Source organism: Paracraurococcus lichenis, assembly GCF_030657435.1.
Classification (GTDB): Bacteria; Pseudomonadota; Alphaproteobacteria; order Acetobacterales; family Acetobacteraceae; genus Paracraurococcus; species Paracraurococcus lichenis.
Genome location: NZ_JAUTWS010000057.1, coordinates 1 through 20,402, shown reverse-complemented (window position 1 = coordinate 20,402; position 20,402 = coordinate 1). Strand labels below are relative to the sequence as shown.

At 66.6% G+C, this 20,402-nt stretch carries 16 protein-coding genes and 1 pseudogene; 8 read left to right on the top strand and 9 right to left on the bottom strand.

What is annotated here, in order from left to right:
* Nucleotides 1-61: 61 nt before the first annotated feature.
* From Q7A36_RS30760 to Q7A36_RS41720, 5 genes and pseudogenes are all read right to left on the bottom strand, one after another.
* A complete protein-coding gene (locus tag Q7A36_RS30760) occupies nt 62-1,846 on the bottom strand; it encodes an AMP-binding protein (protein ID WP_305107610.1) in 1,785 nt (594 codons plus the stop codon).
* A 17-nt stretch (nt 1,847-1,863) separates the two neighbouring features.
* A complete protein-coding gene (locus Q7A36_RS30755; RefSeq protein WP_305107609.1) occupies nt 1,864-3,540 on the bottom strand; it encodes an acyl-CoA dehydrogenase family protein in 1,677 nt (558 codons plus the stop codon).
* A gap of 299 nt (nt 3,541-3,839) precedes the next feature.
* Nucleotides 3,840-4,733, bottom strand: a complete 894-nt coding sequence (locus tag Q7A36_RS30750) for a c-type cytochrome (RefSeq protein WP_305107608.1) — start codon at nt 4,731-4,733, stop codon at nt 3,840-3,842.
* 363 nt (nt 4,734-5,096) lie between these two features.
* A complete protein-coding gene (locus Q7A36_RS30745) occupies nt 5,097-5,708 on the bottom strand; it encodes a RidA family protein (RefSeq protein WP_370655730.1) in 612 nt (203 codons plus the stop codon).
* A 157-nt stretch (nt 5,709-5,865) separates the two neighbouring features.
* Nucleotides 5,866-6,381: pseudogene (locus Q7A36_RS41720) on the bottom strand (AMP-binding protein); the annotation flags it as partial.
* Between the two features lie 299 nt (nt 6,382-6,680).
* On the opposite strand from Q7A36_RS41720, the gene Q7A36_RS30740 reads away from it, so the two are divergent.
* The 4 genes from Q7A36_RS30740 (at nt 6,681) to Q7A36_RS30725 (ending at nt 11,688) form a co-directional block, all read left to right on the top strand.
* On the top strand, nt 6,681-7,859 hold the full coding sequence (locus Q7A36_RS30740; protein WP_305107607.1) for a helix-turn-helix transcriptional regulator: 1,179 nt from the start codon (nt 6,681-6,683) through the stop codon (nt 7,857-7,859).
* A 245-nt stretch (nt 7,860-8,104) separates the two neighbouring features.
* A complete protein-coding gene (locus Q7A36_RS30735; protein WP_305107606.1) occupies nt 8,105-9,520 on the top strand; it encodes a serine hydrolase domain-containing protein in 1,416 nt (471 codons plus the stop codon).
* 287 nt (nt 9,521-9,807) lie between these two features.
* Entirely contained in the window at nt 9,808-11,025 is a 1,218-nt protein-coding gene (locus Q7A36_RS30730; protein WP_305107626.1) for an IS110 family RNA-guided transposase, read from the top strand.
* A 225-nt stretch (nt 11,026-11,250) separates the two neighbouring features.
* Nucleotides 11,251-11,688: a hypothetical protein gene (locus tag Q7A36_RS30725; RefSeq protein ID WP_305107605.1), complete on the top strand. Its 438-nt coding sequence runs from the start codon at nt 11,251-11,253 to the stop codon at nt 11,686-11,688.
* Here the strand turns inward: Q7A36_RS30725 and Q7A36_RS30720 are convergent.
* A complete protein-coding gene (locus Q7A36_RS30720) occupies nt 11,645-13,126 on the bottom strand; it encodes a hypothetical protein (protein WP_305107604.1) in 1,482 nt (493 codons plus the stop codon). The genes Q7A36_RS30725 and Q7A36_RS30720 overlap by 44 nt on opposite strands.
* 206 nt (nt 13,127-13,332) lie before the next feature.
* Nucleotides 13,333-13,701, bottom strand: a complete 369-nt coding sequence (locus Q7A36_RS30715; RefSeq protein WP_305107603.1) for a hypothetical protein — start codon at nt 13,699-13,701, stop codon at nt 13,333-13,335.
* A 360-nt stretch (nt 13,702-14,061) separates the two neighbouring features.
* Here Q7A36_RS30715 and Q7A36_RS30710 point away from each other — a divergent pair, with 360 nt between their 5' ends.
* Genes Q7A36_RS30710 through Q7A36_RS30700 form a run of 3 tightly spaced genes read left to right on the top strand, consistent with a single transcriptional unit; the run spans nt 14,062 to nt 17,159 of the window.
* Nucleotides 14,062-16,644 carry a hypothetical protein gene (locus tag Q7A36_RS30710; protein WP_305107602.1) on the top strand — a complete coding sequence of 861 codons (2,583 nt, stop codon included), beginning with the start codon at nt 14,062-14,064 and terminating at the stop codon, nt 16,642-16,644.
* Between the two features lie 46 nt (nt 16,645-16,690).
* Nucleotides 16,691-16,864, top strand: coding sequence for a hypothetical protein (locus Q7A36_RS30705; protein WP_305107601.1), 174 nt, complete (start codon nt 16,691-16,693; stop codon nt 16,862-16,864).
* A 40-nt stretch (nt 16,865-16,904) separates the two neighbouring features.
* Nucleotides 16,905-17,159, top strand: coding sequence for a hypothetical protein (locus Q7A36_RS30700; protein WP_305107600.1), 255 nt, complete (start codon nt 16,905-16,907; stop codon nt 17,157-17,159).
* A gap of 423 nt (nt 17,160-17,582) precedes the next feature.
* On the opposite strand, the gene Q7A36_RS30695 is transcribed toward Q7A36_RS30700, so the two are convergent.
* Nucleotides 17,583-17,834, bottom strand: coding sequence for an asparaginase (locus tag Q7A36_RS30695; protein ID WP_305107599.1), 252 nt, complete (start codon nt 17,832-17,834; stop codon nt 17,583-17,585).
* 174 nt (nt 17,835-18,008) lie between these two features.
* On the opposite strand from Q7A36_RS30695, the gene Q7A36_RS30690 reads away from it, so the two are divergent.
* Nucleotides 18,009-19,571: an alpha/beta hydrolase domain-containing protein gene (locus Q7A36_RS30690; RefSeq protein ID WP_305107598.1), complete on the top strand. Its 1,563-nt coding sequence runs from the start codon at nt 18,009-18,011 to the stop codon at nt 19,569-19,571.
* A gap of 136 nt (nt 19,572-19,707) precedes the next feature.
* Here Q7A36_RS30690 and Q7A36_RS30685 read toward each other — a convergent pair whose 3' ends face one another.
* Complete coding sequence (locus tag Q7A36_RS30685) at nt 19,708-20,178, bottom strand: GNAT family N-acetyltransferase (protein ID WP_305107597.1); 471 nt, start codon at nt 20,176-20,178, stop codon at nt 19,708-19,710.
* Nucleotides 20,179-20,402 lie beyond the last annotated feature (224 nt).

Sequence of the window (20,402 nt, the reverse complement as noted above, 5' to 3'; positions counted from 1 at the left end):
CTAGCACCCCAGGCATAAGGCTTTGACCATGGAAAACTTTTAACCTCAGCCGAAAAATATCTCACGTCCTGACGACCTCAGCGCAAGTGTCGTCGTAGAGTCGTTCAACGGAAGTAGCTCGGCGCATCAGAATGGCACGGACATTCAGCGAGCCTTTGTCCGTCATCTCTCCGGCGTCGAGCGAGGGCGGTTCCGAAAGCAGCAGGGCTCGCCCGATCTTGCGCGAGGTAGCGCCCTTTGCTGCTGCGTTCAGCTTTTCCAATCCCACCCGCAGCTCGCCCGTCAGATCCTCATTACGTCGATCATCGCGTAGGAAAACAAGTAGTCCTATTTCGTCACGGTCCTGACCGGTCACCACCACGTCTCGCGCGAGTGGGGCAAGCACCTCGAGTGCACGAAGACGAATTTCACCGGCGTAGACGCGTGAACCTGTGCTCAGCTTGAAATCCTCGGCAAGCCGTCCGTCAAAGACAAAGCCGGCGGAGGGCTCCGCCGCATCAATCCAGCGGACAGCGTCGCCGGTCAGGAGGTAGCCCTCGTCGTCAAAGGACGTAGGTGCATTGTTGCCTCCGTCGCGCCAATATCCCGGCGTGACGTTCGGGCCCTTCACCCGCGCTTCGAACTTGTCGTCGGCGGGCTGCAGCTTCAGGACGATCCCAGCGAGCAGCGTGCCTATCGCACCTGGCGGAGTACCACGTGTTGGGCCGATCGTAATGCCAGGAGCGGTCTCGGTAAGACCCCAACCAGAGACGACCGGCACATCTCGAGGCGCATACGCGTCTGCCAAGGCCTCGAGTCGCCGCCGGTGCGTTTCGGGTAGCGCAGCTCCGCCGTTGAACATCAGGCGCAGCCGCTTAAAGAAGACATGCCGCAATGCCGCATCAGCCTCGAGATATGGCAACAGCAGAGCCCAGCCTCGGGGGACGTTGAACGACATGGTTGGCGAAACCTCGCGCATGTTCCGCAGCGTCCTCTCCAGGTCGGCACCTGGCATTGGCCGGCCGTCGTCGATCCAAAGCGTTCCACCATAGCGCAGGGCGACGTTGAAGTTTGCACACCCGCCGAAGACATGGTGCCAGGGTAGCCAATCGAGCAGCACTGGCGGCTCGCGTTCGAGAAATGGCCAGATCTGGAGGAGTTGCTGCTGGTTGGCTGCCATCATTCGATGCGTGGTGATCACACCCTTCGGTGTGCCGGTCGAGCCCGAGGTGAAGAGGATCTTTGCAGCCGCGTCTGGGTCAACAACGACATTGCATGCAGCCTCGGGCCCCTGCTTCATCAGATCTGAGAAGGGCCGCGCTCGAGCCAGTCCTGTCGGGTCGGAAGCAATAATCTCAACCGCGGCTTCGTCCAAAGCAAGAGCACGCACGAATGGCTGGGCTGTGCCGACATAGATCAAGCCAGGTTGCAACAGGCGTAACACGTGGCGCAGCGTACCAAGGTCCGCGCTCGCCAAGCTGTAAGCGGGCGACACCGGCGCAAGCGGCACACCGACAAGCTGTGCTGCAAGGGCCAGCAGTCCATGGTCAACCGAGTTGCCCGACAGCACAACAACCGGTCGTTCAGGCCCCAGACCCTTGGCGAGTAAGGCCCCGCCGATCCGTCGAACACAGCTAGCAGTTTCAGCATAGGTGACACCCCGCCAGGTCCCTCCTGCGCGTTCCTGCAGGAAAGGACGATCAGGAGCCTGGTCTGCCCATCTGAACAAGTGGCTCAAAATGTGCGGTATATATTCCCCGAGTGGCTCACTCGAACGAGCGATGCATGCACCGCTCGGGAGAGGTTCTGCTTGCATGGTGGGCACGAAGAACGCCGGTGGCTCAGCGGTGCCAAGCTGCGGTTCCATGTGGGTGCTCTCCGATTTCAGCGCTGAGGGCTGCTGCCTTCCGCCAGATCCAGAACGATGTCGGCGGGGTAGTCAGGGAACAACGCTGCAAAGGCATTATCGAGGTCGGCACGGGTGCAGCGCGCAACGAGCAGTGCGGCGCGCGCTTCGGCCTCTGCCCCATGGAAGGCTGCTAGCGCCGCGTAGCGGCCAGCTATAGGGCCCGCACGACGCGCGGCTCGCTGCAGCAACCCGTCGGCGCAGGCGAGGCCGAGCAGCTTGAGAAATGGAACTGCCGCAGCTTCCCGCGCCCGGCGTGAGGCTCCAGCCAGGTAGGACGCTACGTCCAGGACCGCTTCTACCAATGCTGGATGAGGCTCAAGATTGTCGAGGAGGTCTTGTAGCGAAGCTATGCCATCCGCGGACAACACACGACGGAACAGCAAGTCGATTCCCTGGATCGCAGTTGTACCCTCAACGATCGACAGTGCACGGCAATCCCGGAGCAATTGCTCCACCTTCCCCTCTCGCACCAAGCCCACCCCGCCCAGCACCTGGATGGCATCGTCGGCGTTGACAAATGCGGCCTCAGCCCCGAGTGACTTGGCAAGCGGAAGGAGCAGCGCAGTCCGCGCTGCGGCAGATTTATCTCCAGCGTCGGCAGCGTCGAGCCACGCGGCGGTTTGGAGGGCAATCAGCCGGGCCACCTCCGCCCTCGTTTGCATGGCAAGTAGCAGCCGTCGAACCTCGGCGTGTATGATGATGGGCACTGGCGGCGTGCCGGGATCACCGCCCTGGCGACGCTCTCGCGCGTAAGCCTCAGCAATTTCGGCAGCACGCCCTGCCACGGCTGCACCCTGGGCCGCGACGCCCAGGCGCATGGCCGCAATCATCGCGAATAATGTCGGTAGTCCACGGCCCAACGGCCCGACCTGCGTGGCCACCGCGCCATCGAAGACTATCGAGCAGGTCGGGGCGCCGCGCACGCCCAGCTTGTCCTCCAGCCGGGTCGCGGCGACGCCGTTTCGTACTCCGCCCTCGAGCGTATCCGACACAAGGAAGAGCGTTAGTGCCCGAGTACCGCCGGTGACCTTTTCCCCGTCCGGACGGGCCAGGACAAGATGGCCGATGCGGTCGGTCAGGTCGTGATCGCCATATGAAATCCAGCACTTCTCACCGAAAACACGCCAGGATCCGTCAATCTGTTTGGCCGCTCGGGTATGGATCCGCCCAACATCCGAACCCGCCTGTGGCTCGGAAATGCAGATCGTCGCACTCCAGGATCCGTCGACTAGTCGCGGCAGCCACAGCGCTCTCGTCGCCACGTCGCCATGGATAGCCAACAGTCGAGCGGCACAGCGGACGTTAAGGGCGAGGATGCCGAAGGCTGGATTTGCGGCATCCATGAGCATCTGGACTGCGGTTGCCGTGGTCAGGGATAGTGCTTGGCCGCCAGCAGCCTCGGGTACAGTGAGGCCCGTCCAACCTGCCAAGGCATAGGCCCTCCACGCCTCGGCATGGCCGGGAGCGGTATGAACTCGCCCATCCTCAAGACGGCAGCCTTTGCGGTCAAGGACTGTCGCCAGTGGCATGAGACGTCGTTCGGCAAAGCGGGCCGCGCCATCGAGGATCTCCGAGCGCGCCTCAGCACTGCCAGGAACATCTGCTTCGTCCACCACCCGATCGATTAGGAGCGTCAGCGTCGCAGGGTTCATGGGGCCGCCACTTTATCCAAATGTATGGAGCTGGCTGCCAGCGACGTCGCAACATCAGAATCGCCGGCATGCCTAGAGGAACCTTCGAGCATCGCGAAAGGCAGGGCTTTGATCATGTCTGCCTTGGCGACCGCTTGGCAGCGATCGCAGCAAGCCTCTCCTAATTGGCGTCGAACAACATCATTAGAGACGAGAGCCGCTTGCCTCAGTCCAGCCATGTTGCCGAAATCCTGCCATGTCCAATCCTGCCTACACATGCGGAACCGGCCGCCGTGGAGCGAGTGGAAAGAGTTGAACCGTCACCGCGTTCTCGATGGCTGCGGCGACAATGACCGGAGATAAGCTACGAGATCCTGCTTGTCGCTTTCGGTCAGCCTTGCCCAGATAGGCGCGCGGCCGCTCATTGGCGGGGCAAGCCGCCGCCCATCAGCTGAGATACCTTGTGTTATGGCGCGCAGGATTTGCTCATCTGACCATCGACCTATGCCTTGCTCCAGATCAGAAGTGATGTTCGCCCCAACCACCATCCCCCAGGGCCCCTCGAAAGGTACCCCTCCAGCGCCGATACGTGACCAGTCGCGGCCCTCGTTCTGCAATGGCGGCGTGTGGCAGTCCATGCAATGCGCTACGGGCCCAGCGAGATAAGCGCCGCGTGCCACGGCATTGTTGCTAGGCGGATCAGGCACTCTTGCCGCTGGTGGGCCAGATGGGGCGAGAGTAAAGGGGTAGGTGGACCGCTCGACCACCGCGTGTCGGATCGCTGGCACGCTGCGGAGATAGGCCACCATGGCCGACACGTCGGTGTTCGACAAGCCGCGGTAGAGCTCGACGGGCATGGGCGGCCCGATGCGCGAGTTGTCCGGCCTGCGTCCCTCCCGGATGGCGGTGGCGAGCTCGGAATCCGTCCAGCGCCCAACACCAGTCTCCGGGTCAGGAGTGATGTTCGGTGCGACCGCACGAAAGCCTCGCTCGGACATCACGCGGCCACCAGCGAGTTCCATTCCTACGACGATGCGCCCGTCCAGCCCGCGCGTGCCGTGGCACGCCGCGCAATAGGCGGCGATCTCTACAAGGTAGCGTCCGCGCTCGAGGAGCGCCGTCCCAGGCGTACTTGGCAATGTTTGTGCCCGGGTAATACCTGTGCACGCGAGAGCCAAGCTGATTGCCGCAAGAATGATGCGTGACGTCGCCATCCTCAACCTTCCAGATTTGCCTGACCGCGTCTTGGCTACGCTCGCCAATGCCACCCAAAGATCTCTCACATCACCTTGCGCAACTTCCCGGACGAAGCCTGCTCAGATCTGGTAGGCGATGTTTCATTACCCGTTCCGGAGGCGTCTGCCGCATCTGCCATCCGACCTGCTCCTCAGTTCTCGCGTAACGTGCCGGCGACCAGCAACTTGTGCCCTGCTTTCTTAAATGCGCGGGCGACCCGCAAGCTGGCGGGCTGCGGTGTTGTTAGGTTCTTCTCGAGAGGTTCCATGGAAAGCAGGTCGCTGAAGTCGGCCTTGTCAGTTCCCAACCACACTGGAGATTGAGGAGCTTGGATAGGCGTTTTAAGAAACTTCGAAGATGGCGTCGATCTCGACGGTGATGCCGAACGGGAGCGACGCCATACCCACGGCCGAGCGCGCGTGACGTCCCCGATCGCCGAAGACCTCGATGAATAGATCCGAGCAGCCATTGATGACCTTCGGATGGTCGGCGAACTCGGGTACCGCATTCACCATCCCCAGTACCTTCACCGCACGTGTGACCTTGTCTAAGCTTCCCAAGCCTGTCCGCAGCACGGCGAGGAGCGCCAGCCCTGTCAACCTCGCATGCTGGTACGCCTCTTCCACCGTCACATCCCGCCCCACCTTGCCAGTGAACAGACCGCCTCCGGGCTTGGCAGGTCCTAGACCGGATAGGAAGATGAGGTTTCCTGTGCGCACTATTGGGACGTTGTTCACGCCTGCAACGGGAGCCACTTGCGGCAACTGGATACCATGGTCCCGTAACCTCTGTTCCGCCGAGGCATCTCCGGACGTTTGGGCCGACGTCCGGCGCCACGGCAAGAAGGCGGCCGAAGCTGCTAGCCCGGTGGCCAGGGCAACCCGGCGATTGAGAGCCTCCACGCATTGTTCTCCTCGTGGCGATGGTGGACCGTGAGCCGTGGCATCCGGCATCACACAGCGGCGCAGGGCTACGGCACAGGACACCGGTGCGCGTGAGGGGGCGTGATGCGGGACCTCCAATCGGGAACAGCCAATGGCGGCCGTTCGGCATCCGGCGACAGCTCAGGATTCGATGTTTGGCCTTCGAACCGCGGATGGTAGGACCCTTCGGCACGCCGGTCGTGTCCGCAGTGTACAGGCTGGTGCAGGCGTCCTGATGCGTGGCACGGCGCAGGGAACCCAGAGAGCGTTCCTCGGGGGTGGCCCGCTCGTAGGGGCGGCCCGCTTCGCCCCGGACGAGCTGGTGTGTGATGCCGCGACGCCTCACTAGTGGCTCAGCCTGTTCAGCGAACCCAGCGTCGTGGGCCATCACCACGTGTGAGCAGTCGGCGACGATCGTGGCCAGCTCGGGCAACACTAACCGCCAGCCGAACGAAACGAAAGGCTCGCCCAGGCGGAAGCGTGCAATCTGGACGTCCAGGATCTTGGTCGTGTTCTGCGCCAGCACCGCTATGCGCGCGCCCAGTGCCGCGCCGCCGGCGCGCCCAAAATGTCCCGCAAATGCGGCAGCCCGGCGTTCGAGTTCGCAATAGGTGAGGCGGCCGGTCGCCAAGTCGATGGACGCCGTGGCGTTGGGCCGGCGCTCGGCATGAAAGGCAATCCAGTCTTCATAGCAAATGGTCATCCGGATTCTTCCAACGGCGCAGCCGGCGCTTGCGGTGGGGCCCAGCAGGGCATTCGATGCCCGCGTCGCTCTGTGACCCAAGGCTAACGATGCCTGTCGCCACGGTCGTCGGCCGTCAGCCGATCGGACTACGTCCGGCGCCATTATGCGGAACAATCAGCATGGCCGAGAACCGCCCCGGCGGACCGCACCACGCAATCCACCGAGTGTGCCTAGCGCGACAAAGCCCTTGCATCTGCACGGAGCCACGGGATCCAATTCGTGAACGATAGCGCCTCGGGCGGAGGCAGGAGGATGTGATGGTCTCCGTCCGTGCATCGGACACGCTGCTCCAGACCTTTTACGACGCGGCTCTGGACCCCGCTGCCTGGCCCGCCGCCTTTCGCGGGCTGGCTGACGCGCTCGGGTCGACAATGTCGGGGATCGTGGTGCGCGACGCCGATACAGCCATTGCGATCGGCGGTGCCGCGACCGACACCGACCCCGAGACCCTGCGCGCCTACCTCGAACACTTCAGGTGGATTGACCCCATTGTTCCGGCGCTCGTGCGAACCAGACCTGGCGGTGTGCACGCCGACCACGACCTAGTCGAGCGCCATGCGTTCGAACGGAGCGAATTCTTCAACGATTGGGCGCGGCCACATGGGCACGATCACAGCCTGATGGTGCTGCTCCCTCCCGGAGCGGTTATGGGCGCCGCGCCGATGGTCATCGCCACGCGAAGGCGAGGCACTGCGGACTTCGACGCGTCTGACAGGGCAACGCTCACCTGGGCAACGCCGCACCTCGCGCGGGCGGTCGAGATGCGGCGCCGCTTGGCCCCTGCGCCGGCTGCGACGACGGCAACTGCGCTCGCGCTCGACCGGATCGCGGCCGGGGTGATCGTCGTGGACGCAGCCGGCCGGCTTGCATGGGCTAACCGCACGGGTGAGGCGCTGCTGCATGCGGGGGATGGCATGGCTCTGGGCCATAGCGGTGCCCTGCGTGGGGCCACACCGGCGGCCACGGCCGGGTTACGACGTCTCGTGGCAGTGGCCGCGTCAGATCCCGGCGAGAGCGGAGCGCTTGCACTGGAGCGTCCAGCGTCCGGCCGCGCCGCGCTGCGCGTCTTGGTGTCCCCGCTGTCGGAGCGGGCCGCGGCGGCTTCTGATATGGACCGTGCCCTGTTGCCGCGGACGGCCGCCTGGGTGGTCATCGTAATCCATGATCCCGAAGCGGCCGCGGCAAGTGGCACGGCCCGATTCCCGGAGCAACGTTTGCGCGCGCTGCACGGGTTGACCGCCGCCGAGACGAAAGTCGCTGTACTCCTGGCGCGTGGTGGCGGGCTACCGTCAGTGGGTGCCACGCTCGGCATCGCGCAGGCGACCACCCGTACCCATGCTGCCCGCATCTTTCGTAAGACCGGGACGTCGGGCCAGGTAGAGCTGGCCCGGCTAGTCGAGGCGCTCTCTATCCTGCGCGGGGACGATCCCGAGTGATTCATGTGCGCAGGCAAGTCGCCGCACCACGCACGGAAGTGTTCGCCGACACTATGCAGACCTGGGAGCGGGCGTGGAGTAGTTCGATACTGGGTCACACACGAAGCCGGGTTGCTGGTACCGAGAGAGATGATGACCGCTGCGGGACGTCACCGAGAAAGCGGCATGAACCGAGGTGTTGGCGCGTCAGTCAGATCGCTGGCCAAGAGCGACCGCAAGATCACGCATAGATGGAGCAGAGCGGCATGAGCAAGGTGAGCCACTACGCTGGCATGGACACTAGGCTCAACAGGGCGATTGCCTACATCCAGCGCTGGACAGAATTCCAAACTAGGTTGCGGCGGCAGCCTGGCTGCGCTGTGTCGGTCGTTCAAGGCGGGCGCGTCCTGCTGGAAGCAGCGTTCGGGGTTGCGGACGTGGCAACCGGTGAGTCGTTGACGCCGCGCCATCGCTTCCGCGTTGCCTCCCACTCCAAAGCCTTCACTGCCGCCGGCATCCTGCTTCTGCGCGAGCGGGGCGCGCTGCGGCTCGACGATCCCGCTGGGCAGTTCGTCAGCAATCTTCACTCGGCCGTAGCCAGCACGACCCTTGGTCAGCTCCTTGCGCATGCGGCCGGGCTGCCCCGGGATGGCGTGGACGGTGGCGCAGCTTTCACTGATCGGCGCCCCTTCGCGGACGCAGCTGGGCTTCTTGCCGACTTGGCGCTCCCGCCTCCGTTGGAGGCCGGATTGCGGTTTAAGTACTCGAACCACGGCTATGGCCTGCTTGGCTTGGTAATCGAAGCAGCTACAGGAGAGCCCTACACAGCATGGATCGGCCGTGAGGTCGTGGCCGCGGCCGGCCTGGAAGAAACCTCGGCGGATATCAGCTACGTGCCGGAGGGAGTCCCGTTGGCGCGCGGGCACAGTGCGGAGCTACCCCTTGGGCGACGGCTTGTGATCCCCGGCGACAACCCCACTGGCGCCCTCGCGCCTGCTACTGGCTTCGTAGCCACCGCCTCCGACATGGCGCGCTTCTTCGGTCAGCTCGCCCCTGGTGCCACCACCAGCATTCTCTCGGTCTCCAGCCGGCGCGAGTTGGTTCACCGTCGCTGGCGTGACGAGAACGCGTCGGTTGAGCGATACTACGGGTACGGCGTCGTTGCGGGGCCACCGGGCGAATGGGAGTTCTTCGGCCACCCCGGAAGTTTCCAGGGATCCCTCAGCCGTACGGTGGTAATGCCGGAGCAGGACTTGGCCGTTTCCGTGCTCACCAATGCGGTCGACGGCTTCGCCTGGCTTTGGGTGGATGGGATTGTGCACATCCTCAAGACCCTCTGCGACGGCGTGCCGGGGGCGGAGGCGGCAGACTGGTCGGGGCAATGGTGGAGCCTCTGGGGAGCGATCGATTTGGTGCCGGCAGGCGATGCACGGGTGCTCATGGCCAACCCGGCTGTGCTCACGCCCTTCCTCGACGCCTCCGAGCTGGAGGTGACAGGCCCTGACACGGCACGCGTCGTCCGTGCAGGTGGGTTTGAGCGGTATGGCGAAGCGGTGCAACGGGTCCGCGCCGAAGATGGCGAGGTCTGCGCCCTCCGAATTGGCGGCACAATCCTGGTAACGGAGGCTGCGCTAGCGCGCGAGCTCATCGAGCGATATGCAGGCAGTTCCGGACCTACATAACTATGGCAAGCGCCTTGGTAACCGGTATGTAGACCGCGGTGCCTGCTTCGTCCGGCTGGGACGGCCTTGGTGTCCCGGCGTATGGTGCGACCATCCGGGACGAGGGGCACCGGGAGCACGCAGAGTGGGCAGGCCGATGTACATGATGAGCTGAGAGCTCGCGTTAGTAGCTGGCCGCCCCCGCGACCTGCCCGGTTGCGCCGAGAGCGCGGATCCGTAGTTGTCGTGTTGCCCACCGCTCCCGTCGACCGTGTTGAAGGAGGAGCAGGATGCGACGTGTCATCGGCATGGACGTCCACCGCACCTTCGCGGAGGTGGTAGCCTGGGAAGAGGGGCGATTGCGCTCCCTCGGGCGGGTGGACATGACCCGATCAGGGTTGGAGGGCTTTGGACGAACGCTGGCCAAGACCGACGAGGTCGTGGTCGAGGCGACCGGCAACGCCATGGCGGTGGTGCGGCTGCTCGGCCCGTACGTGGCGCGGGTGATCATGGCCAATCCGCTGCAGGTGAAGGCGATCGCGCACGCCCGGATCAAGACCGACAAGATCGACGCCGGCGTGCTGGCGCAGCTGCAGGCGGCCGACTTCCTGCCGGAGGTCTGGCTGCCGGACGCGGAGACCGAACGCCGGCGGCGGCTGGTAGCTCGGCGCAACCAGGTCGTCCGGCACAGGACGCGGGTCAAGAACGAGGTGCATGCCATCCTGCATGCGCACCTGATCCCGCCGTGCCCGCATGCCGACCTGTTCGGCAAGCTGGGCCGTGCCTGGCTGGAGCGGCAGGATCTGCCCGAGGACGAGAAGGCTGCCATCGCCCGGCACCTGCGGGAGATCGATCGCCTCGGCGAGGATCTGGCCACGCTGGATCGGGAGGTCGCCGAGGCGGTGATCGACGATCCGGCGGCGAAGCGCCTGCTGACCATCACCGGCATCAATCTGACCGTCGCAGCCGGTCTCGTCGCCGCCATCGGCGACGTCAAGCGCTTCTCCGAACCGGAGAAGCTGGTCAGCTACTTCGGGCTGAACCCGCGCGTCCGCCAGTCCGGTCTTGGTCTCGCGCAGCATGGCCGCATCAGCAAGCACGGCCGTGCGCATGCACGGGCCATGCTGGTGGAGGCAGCCTGGGCAGCGAGCAAGGCGCCTGGTCCGTTGCGCGCCTTCTTCCTGCGGATCCGTGCCAAGCGAGGGCATCAGGTCGCCGCTGTGGCGGTCGCCCGCAAGCTGGCCGTGATCTGCTGGCACCTGCTGACCAAGGAGACCGAGTATCTCTGGAAGCGGCCGGCGCTGGTGGCCCACAAGGTCAGGTCGATGGAGCTGCAGGCCGGACAGCCCATGCGCAAGGGCAACAAGCCCGGGCCGAGCCGTGACTACCACGTCAAGGAACTCCGCGACCGCGAAATCGAGGTCGCCCAACAGGCCGAGCGTGCCTACGAGCACGCGGTCAAGAATTGGCAGCCAGCGCGGCCGGCATCAGGGCGCACGGGCGCCGCAAAGGAGGCGCGACGGTAAGGCTGCGCGGCGGGGCTTGCACCTCCGAGCCCCGCTCTTCGCCGCGCGGTCACCCGTGCCAGGGGAGGATACCCGATCAAACGCAGGAAAGTCTTGTCGATCTCATCCGTAGTGTTGACGCACGTAGCCCTACCCGCATCTATACCGGGACTGCCGCAGAATTGGGGGTCTGCCACCGAGAGCGGGTATGCTCTGGCTCGTTTTCCCCACGGAGGTGGTGTCGACGTGGCCTGGATCGTGAGACTGGTGGGTGTCGAGGCCGACGGGACGGAGCACAGCACCGACGTCCTGCATATCCCCAGGCCCGACACCCTCGCCGACCTGGCCAGCCTGGGGCTGACCCTGGCCGAGAGCAAGCAGCTCCTGGCCGGCGTGCAGCAGGAAATCGTCGCCGCGCAGGCCCGTCTTCATGCCGCGCTCCGCCCGGAGTGCCGGACCTGCGGCACCCCGTGTCGGATGAAGGACTATCGTCAGCATGAGGTCGCAACACTGTTCGGCCAGGCGTGGTTCAGAATCGGTCAGTTTTGGGTCACACGGGCGCACAAAGAGCGCCGGCCTGTGAGGGCCGGATGTCGACGTCTGATGTGCCCAGTGCGGGAGGCGACCAGCCTACCTCGCGTCAAGCTCGCCGGGGCTGAAGCGGTCCCAGGCCGAGCAGGGTGAGCCAGTGCGGATGGCCCTGGCCGGTCATCAGCTCCCGCGGGCTTTTGCCTTGGCGCTCGGCATGCCGGCTGCGCAGGAAGCGGCGGTGGTTCAGGAGGAACCGCAGCAGGTCCAGGTATGAGCCGCCGAGATGACGACGCAAGGTGAAGTAGGTGCGCAGTCGCGAGTTGAGGTTCTCCACAAGGGAGCTGCTGCGCAGAGTGCTGGCCATGGCCCGGTGCACGGCGTTGAACAGGATGTGGAACTTGCCCCGCATCTGTGCGCGTAACTCGCTCCACCCCTGCCAGTATGCGGTAGAGGTGGTGGGCACACGATGCAGCATGCACGCCTCGCGCACGAGGGGCTCGGGGACGGCGTGAGCGCGTGCGATGGCGGCCAATTCGACGTCGAGCACGCCGGCGAAGGCAAGCAGGTTGTCGCGCTGGTTCTGCAGGGCGACACGCACCGGGCGGATGCGTCGCGGGTCCTCGGGCTCGCGGGCCATCAGCTCGGCGACGGTGAAGTCGAACAGCTCTCGCCGGGTCGCCAGGTCAGGGCCGGCCAGGGCCAGGATGTCGTGGCGCAGCCACTGCACGAGTGTTCGGACGTCGCGGGCGAGGCATGATGCCTGAGCTTCTGCGTGACGGGCCTGCTCGAGCTGGACGTCAAGCTTGCCTTCTGGATCCCGCTCTCCGGCGCGGCTGGTCCCGGCCTGCAGCACCTTGCGCCGGGTTGTGGCGCCCGTGGCGAGGCGCGATAGCGTGTTGGCCAGGCCCTCGCACTGGCGCTGGATGTGGAACACGTCGCCGTGGCACGGCGTGTCGCCCCAGGCCGCCTGCTGCCCGGCGCGCAAGCCCCGCCCGGCATCAGCGATGGTGTAGTCGGGTCGCAGCCCCCGCTCCGCAGCATCGAGCAGGTGCACGCCCCAGGTGTCGGCATCACGGTGCTGCTCCGCCACAAGCAGGTAGCAGTACGTCGACCTGGCATCGACGCCGGCCAGCACCGGCGTGGCGCCCTGGAAGATCTCATCGTGCAGGCCCACCCGGATGCCCGACAGGTCTGGCTCATCATTGACCACGCTCGCCTGCCGCGTGGCGGCCTGGAGCACATCGTGGACCTGGCCCAGGCTGACGGGCAGACCCAGGAGGTCGCGCAGGAACTCGACGACGCCGCGGCACGAACTGCGGCAGATCAGCGGCAGTGCGACGATGACCTGACGCAGCCAAGTTTTGGTCACCGCCAGCTCGAACAGCACGTCGTCGTCCCGCACGGCGGGCGAGAAGGCGTCATCCAGCGCCGCGCTGGCCTTGTGCGCCTGCTGATAGACGAACTTGCGGCTTACCTCGTGCTGGGCGGCCAGGTCGCTGACCGTGTCGGTCCCGGCCAGGGCCTGGATGGCGAGGACCTTGCGGCCGCTTTCGGGCAGCGGCCTGACTGCCGCGCCGACACCTCGGTCCATGCTCGCCCCACCGGTGAAAATCCGAGGATGCCATCACCCGTTCCGGCAGCGCCAACCTAGCTCCGCGTGTGACCCGGTTTCGAACCACGCCTGGCATCCCAACCCAGTCCAGGTGATCCGAATCGACCGTGTCCGGACCGGATCTCGGATTGGTTTGAGCCTCAATCGAGCGCTCAGGCCACGGCACGCCACCTGGTCCCAATACCTCAGTGGCCCAGCCCGGGGATGTCGAGAAGCTGTTCCGCCTTGCCGTCCCGCTGCGGTCCGTCCTGCAGGCGCTTGCAGGCGGCAGCATCGCCGCTGAAGCAGCGCTGGTGCAGCGTCCGATCGCTGACCGCTTCGGCCGCATGGCCGCTCTGCCTGCGGACGCGGATTGCTTTGTGGAGGCTGCAGGCTTGCTGCTGACCCCGCTGGCACGCATTCCCGATGAGGGGCAACACGGCATTGCACGCCGACATGTTGCCACGCTCGCAGGACAGCACGAGCAGTGAAACGCTGCCGGTCTGCGCCTGTGCCCAGGCGGGCAGCGCCGAGACGAATGAGACCGCAATGAGAAGACCGATTATGAATCGCATGGCAACCGTGTAGCGAGGTGGGCACCCGGCCCATGTGGCTTGGCTCACAATCCACCCTGCCGTGCTCGCCATGAGGCTGCGAGGGCGCAGTTCTCGCCTCTGCCCGTGGCAGCTCGGGACGCTCGTCGATGGCACCCCTGCCATCGACGCAGACCGGACGTGGTGCAGGCGGGAGGTTGGTTGTCCCGGTGGGCGTCGTTGCGGGCCGGCTTGCTCCCGTGCCCCGCGGCGCGCCGGCAGGCTGATGCCCGGTCAAGGCGCCGCGGTTAACTTTCGGCTGCGATTGCATGCTAGCGAACCGGCATCGACCACGGCCGCCGCATTCACGTGCAGCGGCCCCGAGAGCGGCAGCAGACAACCATGTCCGTCCAGATTGCCTTTGGCAGCGCCAGCTATGAATTGCAGAAATACCTGCCAGGCACCGATCCGGACCTGCTGCCGGACTCCTCCGGCCTCGATGCCCCGCCACGACCGAATGCCATCGCCTCGCCGGTGTACACCCCCGGCAGCGATGGCAGCGACACGCTCTTCGGCGGGCACGTCATCGCCACCACGGACAGTGATCCCGTCGCGCACACGGTCCTCGACGTCGTCGGACCCTGGAACAGCGTCAAGAATGCCGTCGCAACGGGCGATGACGCGGCAAGCCTGACGTTCAGCGGCTTCGTGCATGTGGACGCCATCGTCGGCCGCACCTCCGACGCACGCTCGGATGTCGAGCTTCTGGGCGCCAAACGCGGGAACGTCGTGACGGGCGCCGGTGATGACCTGGTCAACATCCAGTTCGTCCAGAATGACGATGACTGGGCAACGCCATGGTCGAGGGAGTTCCGCGTCGCCTCCGGAGAGGGCAACGATACGGTCCACCTCTCGCCGCTTGACGTCGACGCCGCGGCGGCGACCGACCCCACCTTCGGCTCGGCGGTCGCGGCAAGCCTGACCCGCGGCTACGCGGGATGGTCCAGCAGCGCCTGGGTCGATCTCGGTGGCGGCGCCGACGTGTTCTCGGTCGGCGGCGAGATCCGGACCACTGTCGCGGGTGGAGACGGCGATGACTGGATCGCCGGTGGCCAGCGCAGCGATGTGCTCGCCGGCGGGCCCGGGGCGGACACGCTGTCGGGCGGCGCGAGCAGCCCAGACATGTACGCGTCGGATCAGCTCGACGGCGGTGCCGGAGACGACCTTCTCCTGGCTGCCGAGGAAGCGAGTGGTGCCCTCAACGGCGGCGATGGCAATGACACCCTGTATGGGAGCCATCTCAGTGACACCATCACCGGTGGGGCCGGTGATGATGCCTTGTTCGGCGATGGAGCGGGCGGGGCGCCCGGCGGTGGCGACCTCCTCGAAGGTGACGCGGGCAACGATCAGCTGACCGGCAGCGGCGGCAGCGATACCGCCCTCTATGCCGGCCGCGCCGCCGACTACGAAGTCCTTCGCCTCGAGGACGGCCGAGCGGCGGTGCGTGACCTGAACCCGGCGGACGGCGACGAAGGCACCGACGCGCTGACCGACGTCGAGCGGCTGCGGTTCAGCGATCGCACGGTCGAGCTTCGGGATCCGACCGCGCCGCGCTTCATGTTCAACGGCCGGCAGGAACTATGGGTCAGCGACGGCACCGCCGCGGGAACCTGGATGGTGTGGCACCCCAGCACCTATGGGCAGTACGAAGACACCAACCTCGCCAGCCTCGGTGCCGGGCGGGCTCTGTTCGGCACCAGAGAAGGCAATGGCTCCGCCCTCTGGATCACGGACGGTACCGCCGACGGCACCCGGCTGGTGAGGGACACCAGCGCGGGCTTTCAGCCTCGGGCGGGCTCCTGGAGCAGCGGACCAACCGCCGATCCTCCCCACAACATCACCGATCTTGGCAACGGGCATGCCGTGTTCGGCGTCCAGCATGACCAGGGCGAGGTGGGATTGAGCCTCTGGGTGACCGACGGCACGACGACGGGCACCGAGCTGATCAGATCCTTCGCTTCGGTCGCCGGCGTGCCGCCGCTTCTCGCCTTTGTCAGCCTCGGCGACGGGCGCGTGCTGTTCGCCGCCGAGGACACCACCCTCGGCCGAGAGCTCTGGGTCACCGATGGCACCGCCGTGGGCACGGCACTGGTCAAGGACATCAATCCAGGCTGGAGCGGCAGCGACACGTTCGGAACCGACAGAGACGACCGCAACTTCGTGGCCCTCGGCGACGGTCGGGCCCTGTTCTCGGCCAAGGATGCCGCGCACGGCCCCGAGCTCTGGGTCAGCGATGGCACTGCCGCGGGCACCCGGCTGGTCGCCGACATCTACCCGGGCTCCGCCGACTGGGCCGGTGGGCCGCACGACTTTGTCGCGCTGGGCGATGGGCGAGCGTTGTTCGTGGCCTACGATGGCGCTCAAGGCAAGGAGCTCTGGGCGAGCGACGGAACTGCCGCGGGTACCCGGCTGGTGGCCGACATCAATCCGGGCGGCTCGCCTGGATGGCCGGCCTGGAGCAATCCGCACGACTTCGTCGCGCTTGGCGGCGGGCGAGCACTGTTCGTGGCGGATGACGGGGTGCACGGTCCCGAGCTCTGGGTCAGCGACGGCTCCACCGTGGGCACCCGGCTGGTGAAGGACATCGATCCGCGCATCGACGGCTACAGCGGCCCCGGAGGTCTCGTCGGCCTCGGCAACGGGCGGGCGTTGTTCGCGGCCGGCGATGGCGCGCACGGCAAAGAACTCTGGGTCAGCGACGGAACCGCCACCGGCACCGAGTTGGTGGGCCATGTCGATCCGTTGTACCTCACCGGCCTCGGCGACGGGCGGGCGGTGTTCAACGTCCATGGGCGGCCCGAGGATGGCTCCGAGGCCTTGGGATGGTGGGCCTGGGTCAGTGACGGCACTGCCGTGGGCACCGTCCCGTTGGCGCCCGTATACCCCGGCTATGGTCATGGCGTCATCCTCGACCCGTTCGGCTGACACCCTGTGCGCACCGATGCGTTAGAGGCCATGGAGCGCCCATGGCATGCCGAAGGTTTGCATTGTTATTGCGAATGACACCCTTGCCAATGACCATGCTGCCGCGGATCCGCCGGTAGTTCCGCCCGGCGGCATAAAGCTTCCTATCCTGGACGGTTTCTCCGCGGCCAGCCTGAGCGGCTTTGTCAGCGTTCGCGCCAAACCTGGCGGCGTGAATTGACGCTCGAGTTCCTTTCACGCTGCTTCGAGACCGCGGTGGCATGCGCCGAGCCTGGCTGCGCGGGCGCGAGAACCTGCACAGGCGCTATCCGATCCACGTCGCCGGCTACAACCTCGGCCTGATCATGCGGCTGCTGACGGGGGCGGGGACTCCTCGAGGCTTCCAGGCCAGGGTTTCGACCTTGCTTACTGCGATCGACACGCCGGACGATGGCCTGGTCATCATTCTGATCGTCGTCGCTGGCGATCAGACCACGGCCATCGCCTTCAACATTGCGCCAGGCCCGCTCGACTGACCGACGGCTTTCTCAACGGGCCGAGAAAGGAGCGCTGCGACGGTGATGTTAGAGATGGCGTCGTAGAAGGTCTGGTCGGTAGGGTGCCTGAAGACGACGCTCTCCCCGCCATAACCGGCAGAGACGAGCATGCCGCGAATGTCCTCGGGGACCGCCTGCGGCGCAGGTTCTCCATCCCGGCCTCATTCGCGGACGGCGCAGGACATGAACGCGGGCCTGCGCGGCGGCGATCTCCCGCTGCACGCCAGCCAGGAGCCGCTGCCTTCGGCCAAGGTGAGACCCAGGCTGGCCAGCTCGGTAAGCTCGTCAGGTCTGGCGATCTGCATGACCTCAGTGCTGTGTTCTCCGCCCGCGGCTCCGACGCTCACCAGCTTCACAATCCAGGCCACGCGCCTCTACCTCGACGGGAACACTGACCCGGCACTACCCCATCCAGCTCGCACCCAATCTCGTGGCGGTCCCCACCCCCGAACTGCACGCGTCGGCATCGTCGGCGAGATTGACGGTGACGCCGAGGCCCGTGCCCGGCACCATCGCCAGCGTGACGCCCTTCGTACAGCTCTTCTGCAGCACGCGGCCACCTGCGGTGCAGACCAGCGTCGCCGTGGGCGCGCCATGGCCGGAGAGGTGGTCGGGATGAGCTCGCATCGTCCAGGCAGGGTGGACCGCTGCCATGGCGGGTGCTGCCTATGGCCGCCACGGCGCCGCGTCATGCCGCGGTGTGCGCCACCTCGCCGATGCGGTCAGCTGGCACCGGTCGGCGTCGTACCGAGCGCATGCCTTGCTGGCGAAGCCGAGGCGTCACGCATAGGCTCGGCACAAGCCCCCCAAGGAAACGGCAGGACACGCATGACGCCCCTCGCCCGCCTCGCCGCCGCACTCCTCCTTGCCGGCCTCGCCAGCCCTGCCGCGGCCAAGGTGACGCGTCTCGAGATCACCACGAAGCAGCCCTATGGCAGCTTCCGCGCCGGCGACTACCAGCGTTGGGACGGCCGCATCCATGGCGAGCTGCCACCCGATGCCGGCACCATTCCCGACCTCGAGAAGGCCACCCGCAACACGCGCGGCATGGTCGAGTATGCCGCCCGCATTATCCTGTTCCTCCCGACCGATCCGGCCCGCGGCAACGGCGCCCTGCTGCTCGATGTGCCGAACCGCGGCAAGCCCTATGCCAACGCGCTGTACAACAGCCCACGCGGCCTGCCCTCGCAGTCCGGCAATCTCGAGCCCGGGACCGGCTTCCTCGAGGACCAGGGCTTTGCCATCGCCGAGGTGCACTGGGAACTCGGCCAGGGCGCCGAACTGCCCGCCTTCACCGATGCCGAGGGCAAGCGGCGCTTCGTCGAGGGCGTCGGCTTCGCCATTATCCGCGATGCCGGGGATTTCCTGGCGCATGCTGCAGCCGACGCCACAGGCACGCCGAACCCGCTGGCCGGGCGGATCAGCCGGGCGCTGGCCAGCGGCAAGTCGCAGGACGGCCGCTTCCTGAAGACCTTCCTGCTGCACGGCTTCAACCAGGCCGAGGGCCGCCGGGTCTTCGACGGCATGCATGTCTTCGTCTCCGGCGCTGGCCTGCTGCCGATCCTTCGCTCCGGCACCGGCCCGGGCTCCAGCGCTGATGGCGCGCCGAGCTTCGCCCAGCCCGAGTTCCCCGGCGTGCATGACGGCCCGCTCACCATCGGCGAGATCGTCGCCAAGGCCGAGGCGCGCGGCGAAGTGCCGCCGAAGATGCTGCTGATCAACACGCAGGTGGACTACTATTCCATCCGCGCCTCGCTCGGCCGCACCGGGGCCCGGGGTACCGCCGACCTGCCGCTGCCCGCCAATGTCCGGATGTACGACGTCGCCGGCGCGGCGCATGCGACCGTGCCCAGGGCGGAGGGCTGCAGCCTGCCGCCCGGGCGTCTCGACTGGGCACCGGTCGCCCGCGCGACGCTGCTGCACCTCGACCGCTGGGTGACCGGCAATGTCGCGCCACCACCGACCACGCTGATGCCGCTGGAGCCCGCACCGGAGGATCCGACCGTGCTGCAGGCCCCGAAGGCCCTGCCGGAGGCCGTGGTGCAGGTGCCCCGCCGCGACGCCGACGGCAACGCCGTCGGTGGCATCCGCCTGCCGGACATCGCCGTGCCGCTCGGGGTCCATGGTGCGCAGAACCAGCCGCCGAGCTTCAGCTGCTCGCTGGTCGGGACCTATCTGGCCTTCCCGCAAGGCCGGGCTCCCGGCTCGCCGGGGCCGGCGAGCCTCGCGGAGCGCTACAGGGACAATGCGGATTACGTGAACCGTATCCGCACCGCCGCCGCTGCTGCGGTCCAGGAAGGCTTCCTGCTGCCGGAGGATGCGGCGGTCATCGTCAACGATGCCGCGGCCTCGCCGATCTTCGCCCGGGCGCCGGCCGGCCCGCCACGTTGAGGCAAGGCGGGCCCCACGGGAGACGAGAGCAGCGGTGCGAATGCCTCTGGCGGCGGAGCTGGCAGGGCATGGTCGACCGGAGTTCGACGGCGCTGACCGGGGCGGCCAAGGATCGGGGTAGGCGGGGCAGCGGTCCTTACCCGAGCGGCTTCGCCATCTCGATGATGTCGAGTGTGCCGAACCGGCTCTCCCTCCGGGCGACTTCGGCATAGCCGAGCGCGCCGTAGAACCGCCGCGCAACGTGCGTGCTGAAGAGGACGACCTGTTTCACGCCGCGGTCGCGCAGGTGGCGCTCCATGTGCGCCATCAGCGCCTTGCTCACCCCGCGGAACCGCGCCTCGGGCGCCGCGAAGTTCAGCAGGATCTCGCCGCGCCAGGCGACCATGCCCACCGCGGCGATCTGCCCGTCCTCCCACACTGCGACACAGACGGCCCGGTCGGCGCTGCCGATCCAGCGACGGAAGTCCGCCGGCGTCTTGTCGGCGAGCCAGCCGGCGAGGACCAGCGGGTTACCCCGGTATTCCGCTGTGCAGAGTTCGGCGATCGACCGGCGGGTGACCTCGGATGCTTGCGCCGCGTCGCGCTCACAGGCGCAGCGGACGAACATTGCAGCGTCTCCTGGTGGGAGCGTAGTCGCACCCTAGGCGATGCCCCGCTCCGCGCCCAGGTTCCACGACCGCTTCGGCTCGCCTGCGGCAGTAGCCCGCGCACCCGCGCCTCATCGTCGGGATGCACGCGGCAGTTTGGCTGGGCCCAACGCGTTCCCAAGTTCTGGTGTCAATGCTGGTCGAAAATTCCCCAGGAGTGCTGGACGAAAATTCCCCAGTTGTT

Excerpts from the sequence above, each read along its gene's own strand:
- Q7A36_RS30760 (WP_305107610.1), bottom strand. The coding sequence starts at position 1,846 with ATGGAACCGCAGCTTGGCACCGCTGAGCCACCGGCGTTCTTCGTGCCC.
- Q7A36_RS30755 (WP_305107609.1), bottom strand. The coding sequence starts at position 3,540 with ATGAACCCTGCGACGCTGACGCTCCTAATCGATCGGGTGGTGGACGAA.
- Q7A36_RS30750 (WP_305107608.1), bottom strand. The coding sequence starts at position 4,733 with ATGGCGACGTCACGCATCATTCTTGCGGCAATCAGCTTGGCTCTCGCG.
- Q7A36_RS30745 (WP_370655730.1), bottom strand. The coding sequence starts at position 5,708 with ATGCCGGATGCCACGGCTCACGGTCCACCATCGCCACGAGGAGAACAA.
- Q7A36_RS30740 (WP_305107607.1), top strand. The coding sequence starts at position 6,681 with ATGGTCTCCGTCCGTGCATCGGACACGCTGCTCCAGACCTTTTACGAC.
- Q7A36_RS30735 (WP_305107606.1), top strand. The coding sequence starts at position 8,105 with ATGAGCAAGGTGAGCCACTACGCTGGCATGGACACTAGGCTCAACAGG.
- Q7A36_RS30730 (WP_305107626.1), top strand. The coding sequence starts at position 9,808 with ATGGACGTCCACCGCACCTTCGCGGAGGTGGTAGCCTGGGAAGAGGGG.
- Q7A36_RS30720 (WP_305107604.1), bottom strand. The coding sequence starts at position 13,126 with ATGGACCGAGGTGTCGGCGCGGCAGTCAGGCCGCTGCCCGAAAGCGGC.
- Q7A36_RS30715 (WP_305107603.1), bottom strand. The coding sequence starts at position 13,701 with ATGCGATTCATAATCGGTCTTCTCATTGCGGTCTCATTCGTCTCGGCG.
- Q7A36_RS30710 (WP_305107602.1), top strand. The coding sequence starts at position 14,062 with ATGTCCGTCCAGATTGCCTTTGGCAGCGCCAGCTATGAATTGCAGAAA.
- Q7A36_RS30705 (WP_305107601.1), top strand. The coding sequence starts at position 16,691 with ATGCCGAAGGTTTGCATTGTTATTGCGAATGACACCCTTGCCAATGAC.
- Q7A36_RS30700 (WP_305107600.1), top strand. The coding sequence starts at position 16,905 with ATGCGCCGAGCCTGGCTGCGCGGGCGCGAGAACCTGCACAGGCGCTAT.
- Q7A36_RS30695 (WP_305107599.1), bottom strand. The coding sequence starts at position 17,834 with ATGGCAGCGGTCCACCCTGCCTGGACGATGCGAGCTCATCCCGACCAC.
- Q7A36_RS30690 (WP_305107598.1), top strand. The coding sequence starts at position 18,009 with ATGACGCCCCTCGCCCGCCTCGCCGCCGCACTCCTCCTTGCCGGCCTC.
- Q7A36_RS30685 (WP_305107597.1), bottom strand. The coding sequence starts at position 20,178 with ATGTTCGTCCGCTGCGCCTGTGAGCGCGACGCGGCGCAAGCATCCGAG.